This is a genomic window from Patescibacteria group bacterium (assembly GCA_018830295.1).
In the GTDB taxonomy this organism is placed as follows: Bacteria; Patescibacteriota; Minisyncoccia; order Portnoybacterales; family UBA2143; genus JAHJSM01.
In genome coordinates, this window is the sequence record JAHJSM010000001.1 from 436,077 (window position 1) to 451,414 (window position 15,338).

General features: G+C 41.3%; 11 protein-coding genes and 2 tRNA genes. All 13 read left to right on the plus strand.

Going from position 1 to position 15,338, the window contains the following annotated elements; all coding sequences use genetic code 11:
• Positions 1-150 precede the first annotated feature (150 nt).
• The 13 genes from KKF19_02410 (at position 151) to KKF19_02470 (ending at position 15,335) form a co-directional block, all read left to right on the plus strand.
• Positions 151-1,539 carry a sugar transferase gene (locus tag KKF19_02410; GenBank protein MBU2579788.1) on the plus strand — a complete coding sequence of 463 codons (1,389 nt, stop codon included), beginning with the start codon at positions 151-153 and terminating at the stop codon, positions 1,537-1,539.
• Between the two features lie 9 nt (positions 1,540-1,548).
• A complete protein-coding gene (locus KKF19_02415) occupies positions 1,549-2,634 on the plus strand; it encodes a glycosyltransferase (GenBank protein MBU2579789.1) in 1,086 nt (361 codons plus the stop codon).
• A gap of 70 nt (positions 2,635-2,704) precedes the next feature.
• A complete protein-coding gene (locus KKF19_02420; GenBank protein MBU2579790.1) occupies positions 2,705-3,853 on the plus strand; it encodes a hypothetical protein in 1,149 nt (382 codons plus the stop codon).
• A 22-nt stretch (positions 3,854-3,875) separates the two neighbouring features.
• A complete protein-coding gene (locus KKF19_02425) occupies positions 3,876-6,179 on the plus strand; it encodes a glycosyltransferase family 4 protein (GenBank protein MBU2579791.1) in 2,304 nt (767 codons plus the stop codon).
• A 91-nt stretch (positions 6,180-6,270) separates the two neighbouring features.
• Entirely contained in the window at positions 6,271-8,733 is a 2,463-nt protein-coding gene (locus KKF19_02430) for a DUF4012 domain-containing protein (GenBank protein MBU2579792.1), read from the plus strand.
• The gene (murJ, locus tag KKF19_02435; protein ID MBU2579793.1) at positions 8,733-10,376 is read left to right on the plus strand and encodes a murein biosynthesis integral membrane protein MurJ; all 1,644 of its coding nucleotides are present in this window, start codon (positions 8,733-8,735) and stop codon (positions 10,374-10,376) included. Before KKF19_02430 ends, murJ begins: the two co-directional genes overlap by 1 nt.
• Positions 10,377-10,379: 3 nt before the next feature.
• Positions 10,380-12,206, plus strand: coding sequence for a translation elongation factor 4 (gene lepA / locus KKF19_02440; protein MBU2579794.1), 1,827 nt, complete (start codon positions 10,380-10,382; stop codon positions 12,204-12,206).
• A 147-nt stretch (positions 12,207-12,353) separates the two neighbouring features.
• Positions 12,354-12,770: a septum formation initiator family protein gene (locus KKF19_02445; protein ID MBU2579795.1), complete on the plus strand. Its 417-nt coding sequence runs from the start codon at positions 12,354-12,356 to the stop codon at positions 12,768-12,770.
• A 7-nt stretch (positions 12,771-12,777) separates the two neighbouring features.
• Positions 12,778-12,848, plus strand: a tRNA-Gly gene (locus KKF19_02450).
• Between the two features lie 6 nt (positions 12,849-12,854).
• Positions 12,855-12,926 (plus strand) — tRNA-Thr (locus tag KKF19_02455).
• A 74-nt stretch (positions 12,927-13,000) separates the two neighbouring features.
• Positions 13,001-13,750: a PCRF domain-containing protein gene (locus KKF19_02460; protein ID MBU2579796.1), complete on the plus strand. Its 750-nt coding sequence runs from the start codon at positions 13,001-13,003 to the stop codon at positions 13,748-13,750.
• Positions 13,747-14,430, plus strand: a complete 684-nt coding sequence (gene ftsE, locus KKF19_02465) for a cell division ATP-binding protein FtsE (protein MBU2579797.1) — start codon at positions 13,747-13,749, stop codon at positions 14,428-14,430. Before KKF19_02460 ends, ftsE begins: the two co-directional genes overlap by 4 nt.
• A complete protein-coding gene (locus tag KKF19_02470) occupies positions 14,427-15,335 on the plus strand; it encodes an ABC transporter permease (protein ID MBU2579798.1) in 909 nt (302 codons plus the stop codon). Before ftsE ends, KKF19_02470 begins: the two co-directional genes overlap by 4 nt.
• The last annotated feature ends 3 nt before the right edge of the window (positions 15,336-15,338 follow it).

A 15,338-nucleotide genomic window follows, 5' to 3' on the forward strand; every position in this document is an offset into this window, starting at 1 on the left:
GGGGGCTGCCCCCGTTGCGGGGGCAGCCCCCATTCTGTGGGGTGAGAAAGACGGGAGCAGTCCCCGCTGCGAGGGCTGCCCCCCTAAAATAGCAGACCTTTTCTCTTTTGATTCCTTGATTTTAGGGGTTTTATTGAGTAAGATGGGGGTATGAAGAAGTCAGAATTGGTTTTTACATTTATTTTGGTTCCGCTGGATTTTTTGGCGCTTTTGGGGGCGGGGGCGGCGGCTTATTTTCTGCGGACGAGCGAATGGGTTGCCCAATATCGTCCAGTAGTTTTCTACTTAAACCTTCCTTTTGGACGGTATTTTTGGCTTGTTTTTGGAGCGGCTCTTTTTCTTTTAATTATTTTCGCTTTAGTCGGATTATATAAAATCCAAATCAGGCGGTCTTTGCTGGACGATTTTCTTAAGATATTAATCGGCGTTTCGGCGGGAATGATTGCTTTGGTTTTTTATATCTTTCTTAGTCGCGAATGGTTTGATTCTCGATTTATTATGCTCACTGGCTGGGGAATGTCAGTCGCCTTTGTTTTTTTTGGACGGCTTTTTGTCCATTTCTGGCGGAGTTATTTAATTAGGAAATACAATTTTGGCGCTCATAGGGTTATGATTATTGGTCGGGACGGTATTAGTAAAAGGATTAGCGGGTGCATTAAGCAAAATCCAAATTTAGGATACTATTTAGCCGCCAATTTGATTGAGCCGGACATGACGGAAATCAGGAGCAAGGTTAACAATCCGGGCGTTGAGGAAATTATTTTAGCCGATACGGATTGGCCGAGAGAAAAGGTTTTGGAATTAGTTGATTTTTGCGAAGAAAACCATTTGTCCTTCAAATTCGCGCCTAATCTTTTCCAAACACTCACGAGCAATACCTCAGTAGAAACGATCGGAGGCATTCCAATTGTTGAATTGAAAAGAACCGCTTTGGACGGATGGGGGAGAATTATTAAAAAATTCGTTGACTTGAGCGGAGCGATTTTTGGAATAGTTTTTTTAAGTCCCTTTTTCGCCTTAACTGCGCTTGCGATTAAATGGGATTCGCCTGGGCCAGTTTTGGTTAAATTAAAAAGAGTGAGCCATGGCAAAGAATTTAATCTTTATAAATTTCGTTCAATGGTGAATGGCGCGGAGGATTTGAAAAAATTTCTTTGGGCGTACAATGAGAGGGATGACGGGCCTTTATTTAAAATAAAGAAAGACCCACGCGTGACTTCGGTTGGACGATTCTTGAGGAAATATCGGATTGATGAGTTTCCCCAATTAATTAATGTTTTGAAAGGAGAAATGAGTTTGGTCGGACCGCGACCGCATCAGCCAGACGAAATCGCCCAGTATCAAAAACATCATAAAAAGGTTCTCGCGATTAAAGCGGGCATGTCGGGATTCGCCCAAATTAGCGGCAGTTCGGATTTATCTTTTGAGGAGGAGGTCAAATTAGACACATACTATATTGAAAAATGGTCGCTTTTAATGGATATTAAAATTTTATTAAAGACAATTGTTGTTTTGGTAAGGGACAGGTCGGCATGTTAATTAATTATTATGCGCGTTGCTTTGGTTCATGATTATCTTAATCAGTACGGCGGGGCAGAGAGGGTTTTGGAAGCGTTTTGCCAGATCTTTCCAAAAGCGCCGATTTACACTCTTTTTTATGACAAAAAAGGGACTGGTTTTGCTTTCGCGAATCGCCGCGTTGAGACATCTTTTTTACAAAAAACGCCCTTTGTTAAATCCCATCATCGCTCTTTTTTAATGCTCATGCCAATCGCGATTGAGCAGTTTGATTTTTCCCAATACGACTTGGTTCTTTCCGATTCTTCCAGTTACGCTAAGGGTGTAATTACTCCTCCAGGAACAAAGCATATCTGTTATTGCCACACGCCCATCCGTTACGCATGGGATGATTCGCATAAATATATTAACGAGTTTGGCTACTCCAGAGCCGCGCAAAAAATTATTCCATTTTTTATGAATTATATTCGTTTTTGGGACGAGCAGGCCGCCGCGCGAGTAGACGGATTTATCGCTAACTCTTCTTTTGTGGCGAAAAGAATTAAAAAATATTATCAGCGCGAATCGGAAATTATTCACCCTCCGATTAGAACCGACTTGTTTTATTTAGCCGAAAAACCAGAAAAATATTTTTTAATGGTTGGCCGCCTTTTGACTTACAAACGGTTTGATTTGGCGATTGAGGCGTTTAACCAACTTGGTTGGCCTTTAAAAATTGTGGGGGACGGGCCTGACCGCTCGCGGTTGGAAAAAATGGCGCGGGGGAATATAGAGTTTGTTGGTTTGGTCCCGGACAGTAAGTTAAGAGATTATTACGCGCATTGTCGGGCTTTTGTCTTTCCTCAGGAAGAGGATTTTGGGATTGTTCCTGTTGAAGCGATGGCGTCAGGCCGTCCGGTGATCGCTTATCAGGGCGGAGGAGCGCTGGAAATTGTCCAGCCTGGAGTGACAGGGATGTTTTTCAAAGAGCAGACAACAGAATGTTTAATTGACGCTTTAAAACAATTTGAGTCCGACGATTTTAATCCAAAAATTATTAAAGAGCAGGCGGAGAAATTTAGCCAGGAGCGGTTTAAGGAAAAAATAAAAGAGTATCTAAATGAATATCGGAATTGACATCAGAGTTTTGGCGCGCGGGGTTAAGATAATATTATTCTAATAACGGTTAGTTAATAGTCAAAAATTTATGAAAATCAAAACCTCCCTCATTATAACAATCATCATTATAACAATCATCATTCTATTTTCCATATTAATTACGGGAGCTGTTTTAGTTTACAAACAGATGACTGATTTTAACCAAGATAACAAGATAGACATAGGCGACTTCGGCATCTTAATGAGCGAGTGGGGAAAGGGACCATTAACTACCTGCAAAAAATGGAATCCGGGCCATTATATTCTTCCTACATCAGAAGAAGATCTTGATGAGATTGAGTTAATTCTGTCTAACCCCTTAAATCATATTGCCGGACTTCAAGCTTACTTTACGTGGAGGCAACTTGAAACTGAAAAAGGTGTTTATGATTTTTCTAAAATTGAAGAGATGCTTGAACTTGTAAAAAAATATAATAAACACTTATTTGTGCAAGTATCAGATAGAACATTTAAAGCAGGTGAGAAGCCAGTTCCTGATTATCTATATGAAGATCCAATCTATAATGGAGGCATTGAGTTATTTACATCAGGAAAGGGTTCTGTCTCGAGAATATGGGACCCAAATGTAAATGAAAGATTCAACTTGCTTATATTAGAATTAGGAAAAAGATTTGACGATAAAGAAAATTTTGAAGGAATAGTTTTTGAGGAAAGTGCTCTTGATATAGATACTACAACAGCAGAGGGTTATTCTGTTGAAAAATTGGTTGACGGAATAATGCATAGAAATAACGCAGCTGCTCTGGCTTTTCCCAATTCTGTGGTTATACAGTACATGAATTATGGTCCGTCTGAATTTATTAATCTTTTTGAATATCTTTATTTAACAGGAGTTGGTACGGGCGGTCCCGACCTTGTGCCTGATAAAGGAAGATTTCCTGAAAAACAAAGAATACCCGCTTACGATTATTACCCCCTATACGCAGGTAAAATGCCTTTGGGCGTAGCCGTTCAAACACCTAATTTAATGAAAGATGAAAGAAATAAGAAAGGAATTTTTACTCTGGATGGATTTTGGGATATGGGTTTAAACACATTGAAACTAAATTATATTTTTTGGTCTTTTGTTGAACAGCCCTGGCATAAATTCAGCTTCACGAATGATATTTTACCATACATTAATGAAAGAGAAGGAGAAATCAATGACGGTTGCCCTGAGAATATGCAAGTAAAGTAGGAAAAAATAAAAGAGTATCTAAATGAATATCGGAATTGACATCAGAGTTTTGGCGCGCGGGGCGAGGACGGGGGTGGAGGAATACGCGATTAATCTCCTGTCAGAACTTTTGCCTTTGAACAAGGGCGTTAATTACAAACTTTTTTACAACGCTTTTCGCAAGGCGGAGCTGAATTATCCGTGGCTTAGTTTGGATAATGTCCATCTTAAAGACAGCAGAATCCCTAATCGTTTTTTCTTTGCTGTCGCGCGATATTTGAACGCGCCAAAAATTGACAAACTGCTTGGCGGAATTGATGTCTATTTTAACCCGCATTTTTTTGTCGCGCCCGTTTCTCGCGATTGTCGTAAGGTGATTACTTTTCATGATTTGTCCTTTGAGCATTATCCAGAATTTTTTTCTAAAAGAAAAAGATTGTGGCAAAAGGTTTTAATGAATACAAAAAAAGAAGCGGAGAAAGCGGACAAGATTATCGCTGTTTCTAATTCAACTAAGGCGGACCTGGTTAATCTTTACGGCGTTGATGAAAGAAAAATAGAGGTGATTTATTCGGGGGTTTCGGAAAGATTTAAAGAGATAGACAAGGACAGTCCCTCGCCGCGAGGGACTGTCCCTTGTTGGATAGAAGCGATTAAAAAGAAATATAATTTGCCCGATAAATTTATTTTATATTTCGGGACGATTGAGCCGAGAAAAAATATTGTCGGTATTATTAAAGCGTTTGAATTATTAAAAAAAGATAAGTCATTGAAGTTAGTTATCGCCGGGACAAAGGGGTGGCTTTATAAAGACATTTTCAAAGCGGCTCAAAATTCAAAATATAGCCAAGATATATTTTTTACGGGCTTTGTTGAAGATGCGGACAAACCATTTCTTTATAACTTAGCCGAGCTTTTCGTCTATCCAAGTTTTTTTGAGGGATTTGGATTTCCTCCTTTAGAGGCGATGGCTTGCGGCTTGCCGGTAATTGTCTCTTGTAACTCTTCTCTGCCTGAAGTTGTTGGAAAAGCGGCTCTCATGGTTGACCCTGCCAACATTGACGAACTTGCTTGGGCGATGGAAATCGCGTTGAATGACCAAGAATTAAGAAAACGAATTATCGCGGCGGGCCTTGAGCAAGCGAAGAAATTCTCATGGCGAGAATGCGCGGAGAAGACGATGGCTGTTTTGGGGAAAACGGGGGCTGCCCCCGTTGCGGGGGCAGCCCCCATCCGAAGTAAGATGGCAATTGACGCGCGTTTTTACGGACCTAAGCAAAAGGGGTTGGGGCGTTATGTTCAGAAGTTGGTTGAAAACTTAGAAAGGGAGGATGTTATTAATAAATACTTCGTTTTTTTGAGAAGAGAAAATTGGGATGAATATTATCCTAAAAATCCAAATTTTAAAAAGGTTTTGGCGGATTGCCGATGGTATGGTTTTAAAGAACAGTTTTTAATGCCTTGGAAAATTTGGCGCGAGAAAGCCGACTTGACACACTATCCTCATTTTAATGTTCCAATTTTTGCCCCAAAACCATTTGTTGTCACTATCCACGATTTAATTCTTAAAAGATTTCCCACACGCCGCGCTTCTACGCTTGGTTTTTTTTCTTACTGGTTTAAAAATTTTGCCTATCATTTTGTTATTTCCCTCGCTTTGCGTCGCGCGAAAAAAATTATCGCCATTTCTAATTATACGAAAAAAGATATTTTAAAATATTTCAAAGTTAGTCCGGAGAAAATAGAGGTGGTTTATGAGGGGGGAGTGATACAGACGGGAGCAGCCCCCGAAAGCGGGGGACTGCCCCCTAATATCCAGTCCCCATCTAATATCCCCAACCCTTATTTGCTTTATGTTGGGAATGCTTACCCGCATAAGAATTTAGAAAGGTTGATTTTGGCTTTTGCCAAAATTAAACATTCGGATTTAAGATTAGTTCTGGTGGGGGAGATGGACTATTTTTATCAACGGCTTCAAAAAGAATTTTCTCATGTTCAAGGATTGGTTTTTACCGACTTTGTTTCGGATAGCGATTTGGAAGTTTTGTATCGCGGGGCGTCTCTTTATGTTTTCCCTTCTCTCTGTGAGGGATTTGGACTTCCACCTTTGGAGGCGATGAGTTACGGTTTGCCCGTGGTTTCCTCAAACGCGACTTGTCTGCCTGAAATTTTAGGAGACGCGGCGGTATATTTTAATTCAGAGAACATAGATGAAATGGCGGAAAAAATTAAAGAGGTTTTAGATAACGAGGCGTTAAGAAAAGATTTAATTTTAAAAGGATATAAAAGAGTTAAAAAATACGATTGGATAAAAATGGCGAGAGAAACGGTGAAGATATATAATTAAAGAGGGGACAGTCCCCATTCTGAATGGGGACTGTCCCCGGATTTGTTAAATTTTTTCTTGTGGAGATTTTGTGGTATAATACAAGTATATTATGGAGGGGAAGACAAAACAATTTGGGCGGGTTTTTACCGCTTTGTATGATATTAAGCCCGTTACGGCGGCGGGCGTTTTAGATGTTGAAAGGATAGAGAAGATAACCGACATTTTGGATTTAAGTGGGGAGAAGAAAAAAGAATTTATTCCTTACGATTTGCCAAAAGAAGAATCTTTTAATTTTATTTTAACAAATACAGACGATTTGGATGTTTTGCCAACTCGCGAGGAAATTTTGGCGGAGTTGAATAAAATTGAAAATTTTGAAGAATTTTTAAGGGCGGCCGAAGAGGGGGAGAGAAAAAATAAAGCGCAAGAGGAAAAAGCGCAAGCGGATATTTTGGATAAAAACAATCAAAGGTCAGACCTTTCAAAACGACATTCTCGTGACCTCAATTCTCTTCCACGGATATCGGGGTTAGAGGAATTTTATTTTCCCGAGGTGGCGCGAGGAACAGTTTTAGTCGCGGAGAGCGAGGATAAAAAAGAGGTCCGGGCGGATGGGAATAAATCTTTGTTTAAATTTTTAATGGCAGGGATTTTAATTGCTTTAATTGTTCCGGCGGCCACTTGGGTTGGGTATGGGTTTAAAATCAAAGAGGATGTTTTAAGTAGCGGGCTTTCGGCTTATCAAAATCTTTTGTCCGCCAAACAGTCGTTAGAAGAGTCTGATTGGCAGGATGCCGAGCATAATTTTGGATTGGCGCGTTCAGATTTTTTTGAAGCGCATCAAGATATTAATCAATTAGGTCGGTTGACTTTAGGCGTCTTGGAACAAATGCCGGGCGGTTCTTTAATTTCTTCGGGCAGTCATTTAGTTAAAGTTGGCGAGAGTTTAGCGCGAGCGGGCGAAGGACTTGCCGCGGCGGTTAATCTTTTTTCTTTAAATAATTTATTTAATCTTGTTGAATCGCCGCAAGGCGGGACTCTAACGGATTCAATCGCTTTAAGTAAGGATAATTTAAGAGCGGCTTTGACCGAGATTGAGACGGCCAATCAGGAGATTGAACAGATTAAAATCAAATCGTTGCCGGAAGATATCCAAAGCGGCATTCTTTTTTTGAAAGAAAATTTGCCTTTGGTTAAAGAAACGCTTTCTCAAGCGCTTGATTATTCAGTGGCATTTTTGAGCATTTTAGGGCATGATAATCCTCGCCAGTATCTTTTAATTTTTCAAAACAACGGTGAAGCGAGGGCGACAGGCGGATTTATCGGGACTTATGGCTTAATCACATTAGACAGAGGCGCGTTGACGAACCTTTTCATAGACGGTATTTATAACGCGGACGGACAGTTGCGAGAAAAAATTATTCCTCCGCAGCCGATTCAAAAAATTAGCACCGCTTGGTCAATGCATGACGCGAACTGGTTCGCTGACTTTCCGACTTCCGCCCAAAAAGTGGCTTGGTTCTACGAAAAAACAGGCGGGCCGACGGTTGATGGTGTGATTAGTTTGACACCGACTGTAGTTGAACGCCTCTTGGCGTTAACTGGCCCTATTTCTATGCCGGAATACGGCGTTGAATTGGACGCGAGCAGTTTTGTTGAATTAATTCAATACAAAGTGGAGACCGACTATGATAAAGAGTTAAATCAGCCAAAAAAGATTTTGGCGGATTTTGCTCCGAAATTTATTAAACAAATAGGCGAGTTATCCGCGGAAAAAAAGAAAGAGGCGGTGGAAATTATTTTTGATTGCTTAGAAGAAAAACATATCTTAGTGTTTTTTAGTAATCCTTCTTTGGAAAAATTAGCGGACGAAGAGGGGTGGTCGGGAAAGATTCTTTCAACGGATAAGGATTATTTAAGCGTCGTTTCGTCAAACATTAATGGCTACAAAACAGATTGGGTGATTAAAGAAACAATTGCTCATCAGGCGGAAATTCAAGGAGACGGTTCGGTTATTGACACACTCACTATTACTCGCCAGCATCAGGGAGGCGATTTGGCATACGATTGGTGGAACAGAGTTAACGCGAATTATTTGAGGGTTTATTTGCCTTTAGGGAGTCAGTTGATTTCCGCTGAGGGGCAAAGTTTAGAAATTTATCAGCCGCCGATTGATTATGAAGAAAATAATTTTAAAAAAGACCCGCTGGTTGAGAAGATTGAGAGTAGTATGATTATTGACTCTAAAACTGGAACGCGCATTTTTGAAGAAAGCGGCAAAACAGTTTTTGCCAACTGGGCTTATGTTAGTCCGGGCGAAACGGTTGTTTTGACCTATAAATACAAATTGCCTTTCAAGATTGGCTTGACCGGGGCGACTGATAGTTATAGTTTGTTAACGCAAAAGCAGTTAGGCAGTTTAGGAAGCGCCTTTAGTCATCAATTAAAGTTTCCGTCTAACTGGCAGGTCTCATGGAGATATCCAGAAACATCTAGACTAAACGCGGGAGGAATTAATTTTAACGGCGACCTAAAAACAGATAAATTCATCGGCGCGTCATTTGAATTTTGATGATAAAACGATTTTTTAATAATCAATCAAAGACGATTTTTTCGGCCGCTGTTGTTTTAGGAGCGGCTTCTTTTGTAAGTCGTTTTTTGGGTTTGATTCGTGATAAAATTTTGGCAGGAATGTTTGGCGCGGGCGGAGAGTTGGATGCGTATTACGCCGCTTTTCGCATTCCGGATTTAATTTATTCTTTGCTTGTTTTAGGCGCCGTTTCGGCTGGCTTTATTCCTGTCTTTGTTAATTATCTCAACCAAGATAAAAAAACGCAAGATACGAATCATTGGCATTTAGCCAATAGCGTTCTTAATTTAATGGCCTTGTCTTTAATGGCGGCGTGTTTTCTTTTGGCGATTTTCGCTCCTTGGATAATGAAATTAGTCGCGCCTGGTTTTTCCGCGGAGCAGTTGTCGCTTGCTTCCCAATTAACCAGAATTATGTTTTTAAGCCCTTTCTTTATGGGTTTGTCCGCGATTTTTGGAGGCATTTTGCAAAGTTTTCGTCGATTTCTCGCTTACGCGATGGCGCCGATCGCGTATAATTTAGGCATTATTTTTGGCGCTTTGGTTTTGACAAATTATTTTGGTCTTTTAGGTTTGGCTTATGGCGTGGCGCTTGGCTCTTTTTTTCATTTGGCGATTCAAATTCCGACTGCTTTTCTCTGCGGATTTAGGTGGCGTCCAGTTTTTGACTTCAGGTTTGACGGCGTCAGAAGGATTTTCAAATTAATGCCCGCGCGGGTCTTGAGTTTAGGGCTTTCCCAGATTACGATTTGGATTATGACTGCTTTTGCTTCTCTTCTGACGGTTGGGAGCATCGCGATTTATAGTTTGACTTTGAATATTTGGAGTTTTCCTTTGGGTGTCTTTGGCGTTTCTTTCGTTGTGGCGGCTTTTCCCAAACTTTCCGAAACGGCGCAGAAAAATGATTTGGAAGGATTTATTAAAACATTCTATTCCGCCGTCCGCCAAATACTTTTCTTTATTCTTCCATCGTCTGCTTTGTTTATTGTTTTGCGAACGCATCTCGTTAGTATCATTCTCCAAGGCGGTCGATTCGGTCCACAAGAAACGGCTTTAGCCGCGGAAACACTAGCGTATTTTTCAATCGCTTTATTCGCCGAAGCGTTGGTTCTTCTTTTCTTGCGATGCTATTTCGCTTGGGAAGATTCCAAAACGCCATTTTTAATCGGCTTCGCGGCAATGGCGGCGCGGCTCTCGGCGGCTTGGGTTTTGTCCTATTCGCTGGGCGTGGCAGGTTTGGCGCTTGGCTATGCCATAGGAAGTATTTTTTATTTGATTTTACTGGCGGTCTTTTTTAGGGCGAAACTTAGGAAAAAGTTTGGCGCGGGCGTTAATTTGAATGGAAAAGATGTTCTTATTTCAGGAATAAAAATGGTCTCAGCTTCTTTTCTCGCTGCTTTGGCGAGTTGGCTTTTTTTGCGGTCTTTCGGAGAAATTATTTGCCATAAGGGCGTTTTTGAAATATGCTGTCAGGGCGGAATGGCGGGCATAATCGGCGTTTTGTCGTATTTCTTTTTCGCTTGGGTCTTCCGATTAAGCGAACTGGATTTATTTGTCAAAGCATTATCGCGCCGCCTGCCTTGGAAGAAAATATCATGGTTCGGAATTGGAAGCGGGAGGGAGTAAAATATGATACCTCAATCACATATTCGGAATTTTTCTATTATCGCGCATATTGACCACGGGAAGTCCACTTTGGCTGACCGTTTTTTGGAATTGACGGGGACGGTTGAGAAAAGAAAGATGCGGGAACAGGTTTTGGATATGATGGATTTGGAAAGAGAAAGGGGGATTACGATTAAACTTCAGCCGGCGCGGATGGAATACACATATAAGGGCGAGCGGTATCTTTTGAATTTGATTGATACGCCCGGGCATGTTGATTTCGCTTACGAGGTTTCGCGGAGTTTGGCGGCGGTGGAGGGGACAATTCTATTAGTTGACGCGAGCCAAGGAGCGCAAGCGCAAACACTCGCCAATCTTAATTTGGCGCGCGGGCAGAATTTGATTATTATCCCCGTGGTTAATAAAATTGATTTAGGACACGCTAAAGTTGATGAAGCGATTAAAGAGATTAGCCAATTAACTGAAGTTGGCGAAGAAGATGTTATTAAAATTTCCGCTAAAAGCGGATTGAATGTGGAGCGGGTCTTGGAAGAGGTTATTAAAAAAATTCCCGCGCCAACGGGCGAATTTGAAAAACCTTTAAGGGCTTTGATTTTTGATTCCTCTTACGACACATACAAAGGCGTGATCGCATACATTAGAATCGTGGATGGGGAAATTAAAAGGGGTGACAAAGTAGAGATGTTCGCTTCGGGAGTTCAAACGGAAGTTATTGAGGTTGGGGTTTTTAGGCCAATGCTCGTTAAGATAGAAACATTAAGAGCGGGCGAAACGGGATATGTTGCCACGGGCCTGAAAGAAATCGGGCAGTGCCGGGTGGGCGACACGATTATTTCGCCAAAAAGGGGACAGTCCCCATTCAAAATGGGGACTGTCCCCGTTATTCTTCCTTTGCCCGGATACAAAGAGCCGAGTCCGCTCATTTTCGCCAGCTTTTATCCTGTGGACGCGAACGATTACGATCTTCTCAAAGACGGACTCGCTAAATTAAATTTAAGCGACGCTTCTCTGGTTTATGAATTAGAATCGTGCGAAGGATTGGGACGCGGCTTTCGTTGCGGATTTTTAGGGATGCTTCATTTAGAAATTGTTTCAGAGCGGCTTAAAAGGGAATACGATTTAGACTTGGTGACGACCTCGCCTTCGGTCAGTTACCGTATTTTGGATGATTCACAAAGAGGGTATCAAGTAATTTCTTCCGCTTCTGATTTTCCTGACGCGAGCAGGTTCGCGGAGACCCAAGAGCCGTGGATCAATTTGGAAATTATTACGCCCGTAAATTATTTGGGTCAAACAATGAAAATTTTGGAAAATTTAAGAGGTATTTATGGCGAGACCCAGTATTTAAGCAGTGAAAGAGTTTTAATTAAATATGAAGCTCCTTTGGGCGAAATTATTATTGATTTTTATGACAAACTTAAAAATGTAACGGCCGGTTACGCGTCCATGAGTTATGAATTATCGGATTATCGTCCAGCCGACTTAACGCGACTTGATATTTTAATCGCCGGAGAAAAAGCAGAGGCGTTTTCTCGGATTGTCCCGCGCGCGAAGGCGGACCAAGAAGGAAGGGCTTTGGTTAAGAAACTCAAAGAAGTTATTCCTTCTCAATTATTTACAATCGCTTTACAGGCGGCGATTGGCGGAAAGGTTATCGCTCGCGAAACGATTAGCGCTTTGCGAAAAGATGTGACGGGCTACCTTTATGGCGGCGACTATTCCCGTAAAAGAAAACTTTTGGAAAAACAAAAAAAGGGTAAAAAAAAGATGATGCAATCAGGGAGAGTCAATATTCCTTCAGATGTGTTTTTGAAGGTGTTGAAGAAGTAAAAAATTACAGGTATGATTAAAACATCGGCGCGAGGAGGAAAGAGGACATGCTCAAAATAACGAGCGCGGCAAGAACAATCCAAGACCAGCGAAAAAGTTTGTTTTTAGTTGATAGTTTCATATTTTTATAATAAACCAAAACGACAAATGATTCAACAATCTCGCGACGAGAATATTATTAAAAAGGTTTTGGGTTCAAAGATTTTCCTCTTCTTAGCTGTTTTGGCTTTGATTTATTTAGTGATTAATTTAGGCAGAGAAAGTTATCGCAAGCATCAATTAACGAAAGAAGTTGATAATTTAAAATTAGAGATTGAACGGTTAGAGGGAAGCAATCAGCAATTGGCGAATTTGATGGACTATTTTAAAGAAGAGTCGTTTATAGAAAAAGAAGCTCGTCTTAAACTTAATCTGAAAAAACCAGGCGAAAAGGTTGTTATTTTATCCGACTATTTTAACACAAGTTCTAATCTTGACGCTTTATCTAATGGCAGCCATAATACGGAGACGACAGAAGAAGAGTCGTCTAATTATTGGAAATGGTGGGAGTATTTTTTCCAGTAGAATAATTGCGGATGTAGCTCAATGGCAGAGCGTCTGCTTCCCAAGCAGATGACGAGGGTTCGATTCCCTTCACCCGCTCACGAAGCCGAGGTAGCTCAAGGGTAGAGCAACGCACTCGTAACGCGTAGGTTGTGGGTTCGATTCCCACCCTCGGCTCACGAATTAGCAATTTAGGGACAGTCCCCAAGAGGGGACTGTCCCCAGAGTCGGAAATGTGTTAGAATACGCTAATGAGTGAATTAGAGGAAAAATCAACGGGATATGACGGGCGAAGGGCAGTTTTGTCTATTTACGCGGGCGCGGGAGGAGCCGACGCGCAGGATTGGACAGAAATGCTTTTTCAAATGTATTTGAAGTTCGCCAAAAAGAAAAACTGGCCCGTTCGCATTCTTCAAATTAAAGAAGGAAAGGAAGCGGGATTTAAAAACGCGACATTCGTGGTTGAAGTCGCAAGCACTTATGGATATCTTAAGGGAGAAATGGGCGTTCATCGGCTAGTTCGTCTTTCTCCTTTTAACGCCAATCATCTTCGCCACACTTCTTTCGCTTTGGTTGAGGTTTTGCCCGAAATGGACGAACTTAAAGAAATTACTATCAGACCAGAGGATTTAAGAGTAGAGACATATAAAGCGGGAGGTCCGGGCGGGCAATATGTCAATAAAACAGAGTCGGCCGTTCGGATCACGCATCTTCCGACAGGGATTGTTGTTGGCTGCCAGAACGAAAGATTGCAAGGCGATAACAAGAAGCAGGCGATGAAATGGCTTTATGGCAAACTTCATATTCATTTATTAAAGAATAAACAAAAAGAATTAAATTTGTTAAGAGGCCAGCCAACGGATATTGAATGGGGCAATCAAATTCGTTCTTATGTTTTACATCCTTACCAAATGGTCAAAGACCATAGAACGGGAGTAAAGGTTGGAGACGCCGAAAGGGTCTTGGACGGGAAGTTGGATAAGTTCATAAAAGTAAAATGATAAAATTTGAAAATGTTTCAAAAATATATCCACCGGATTGCAGGGCGATAGATAATGTTAGTTTGGAAATAAAAGATAAAGAGTTTGTTTCTATCGCGGGGCGTTCGGGGGCGGGAAAGTCCACTTTAATTAAACTTTTAATTCGCGAAGAAGTTCCGACTCGCGGGAAAATCCTTTGGCGCGGTTTTGATTTAAGCGAAATCGCCGAGAAAGAAATGCCTCTTTGGCGGCGGAAGATTGGAATGGTTTTTCAGGACTTTAAACTTTTGCCGGAAAAGACGGCTTACGAAAATATCGCTTTCGCGATGGAAGTGGGGGGGAGAGACGACGAAGATATTGAACGGGACATTCCTAAACTTCTAAAATTGGTCAATTTGTCCGACCGGGCGGGAAATTTTCCGAGCCAACTTTCAGGCGGGGAGAAACAGAGAGTCGCGATCGCGCGGGCTTTGGCGCACCGTCCCGAGATTTTAGTCGCTGACGAACCAACGGGCAATTTAGACCCGCTTCACGCCTGGGAAATTGTTCGGCTTTTGATTAAAATTAATGAATTGGGAACAATTGTTGTTTTATCAACGCATAATCGCGAAATTATTAACGGGTTAGACAGAAGGGTCATCACTCTCGAAAAGGGCAGGATTATAAAAGACGCCCAAAACGGGAAATATATATTATTATGATTACATCTTTAATCAGGGTTTCCAAAGCCGGTTGGCTAAGTTTTTGGAGAAATAAATGGCTTTCATCTTCGGCTATTTCAATGTTGGCGTTGGCTATTTTTGGCATTACCAGTTTGCTTCTAATCAATGTTTTAATTAATTCGCTCACAGCCAATCTTGAGGACAAAATAGACATCAGCGTTTATTTCCATTTGACCGCCGAAGAAGAAGATATTTTAGAAGTTAGAAATAAATTAGTTAAACTAAGCGAGGTTCGCAGCGCGGAATATGTTTCCGCGGACGAAGCATTGGAAAGATTTAAAGAAAAACACGAGAGCAACGAAATTTTAATGCAGAGTTTGGGCGAATTGGATAATAATCCCTTAGAAGCGAGTTTAAATATTAAGGCGCAGCAGGCGTCTCAATATGAAGCGATTGTCGCGTTCTTTAATAATGGCGATTATCAGGAAATTGTTGATAAAATCAATTATCTAGAAAACAAGGCGGTCATTACGCGTCTTTCCGCTATTACTAAAAGTATTCGCCAGGTTGGTTTTATTGTTTTGCTTGTTCTCGCCGCCTTGGCGGTTTTGGTTTCTTTCAACACAATTCGTTTGACGATTTACAGCGCTCGGCGAGAAATTAAAGTAATGAAATTAGTCGGCGCGAGCAACTGGTTTGTCAGAGGTCCCTTTATTGTTGAGGGAGCGCTTTACGGAATTATCGCCGCTTTAATCGCCTTATTCGTAATGTATCCTATCGTTTGGTCTTTGTCCGCGAAGATTACTCTTTACCTGCCGGGAACTGACCTCTTTTACTTCCTGCAGGCAAATTTCTTCGCTATCTTTCTGATGCAACTCATCATCGGAATCGCCCTCGGAACAACAAGCAGTCTAGTCGCCGTCAGGAGATATTTGAAAGTATAGGAG

Coding starts and splice junctions, on each gene's coding strand:
- KKF19_02410 (MBU2579788.1), top strand. CDS start 151: ATGAAGAAGTCAGAATTGGTTTTTACATTTATTTTGGTTCCGCTGGAT.
- KKF19_02415 (MBU2579789.1), top strand. CDS start 1,549: ATGCGCGTTGCTTTGGTTCATGATTATCTTAATCAGTACGGCGGGGCA.
- KKF19_02420 (MBU2579790.1), top strand. CDS start 2,705: ATGAAAATCAAAACCTCCCTCATTATAACAATCATCATTATAACAATC.
- KKF19_02425 (MBU2579791.1), top strand. CDS start 3,876: ATGAATATCGGAATTGACATCAGAGTTTTGGCGCGCGGGGCGAGGACG.
- KKF19_02430 (MBU2579792.1), top strand. CDS start 6,271: ATGGAGGGGAAGACAAAACAATTTGGGCGGGTTTTTACCGCTTTGTAT.
- murJ (MBU2579793.1), top strand. CDS start 8,733: ATGATAAAACGATTTTTTAATAATCAATCAAAGACGATTTTTTCGGCC.
- lepA (MBU2579794.1), top strand. CDS start 10,380: ATGATACCTCAATCACATATTCGGAATTTTTCTATTATCGCGCATATT.
- KKF19_02445 (MBU2579795.1), top strand. CDS start 12,354: ATGATTCAACAATCTCGCGACGAGAATATTATTAAAAAGGTTTTGGGT.
- KKF19_02460 (MBU2579796.1), top strand. CDS start 13,001: ATGAGTGAATTAGAGGAAAAATCAACGGGATATGACGGGCGAAGGGCA.
- ftsE (MBU2579797.1), top strand. CDS start 13,747: ATGATAAAATTTGAAAATGTTTCAAAAATATATCCACCGGATTGCAGG.
- KKF19_02470 (MBU2579798.1), top strand. CDS start 14,427: ATGATTACATCTTTAATCAGGGTTTCCAAAGCCGGTTGGCTAAGTTTT.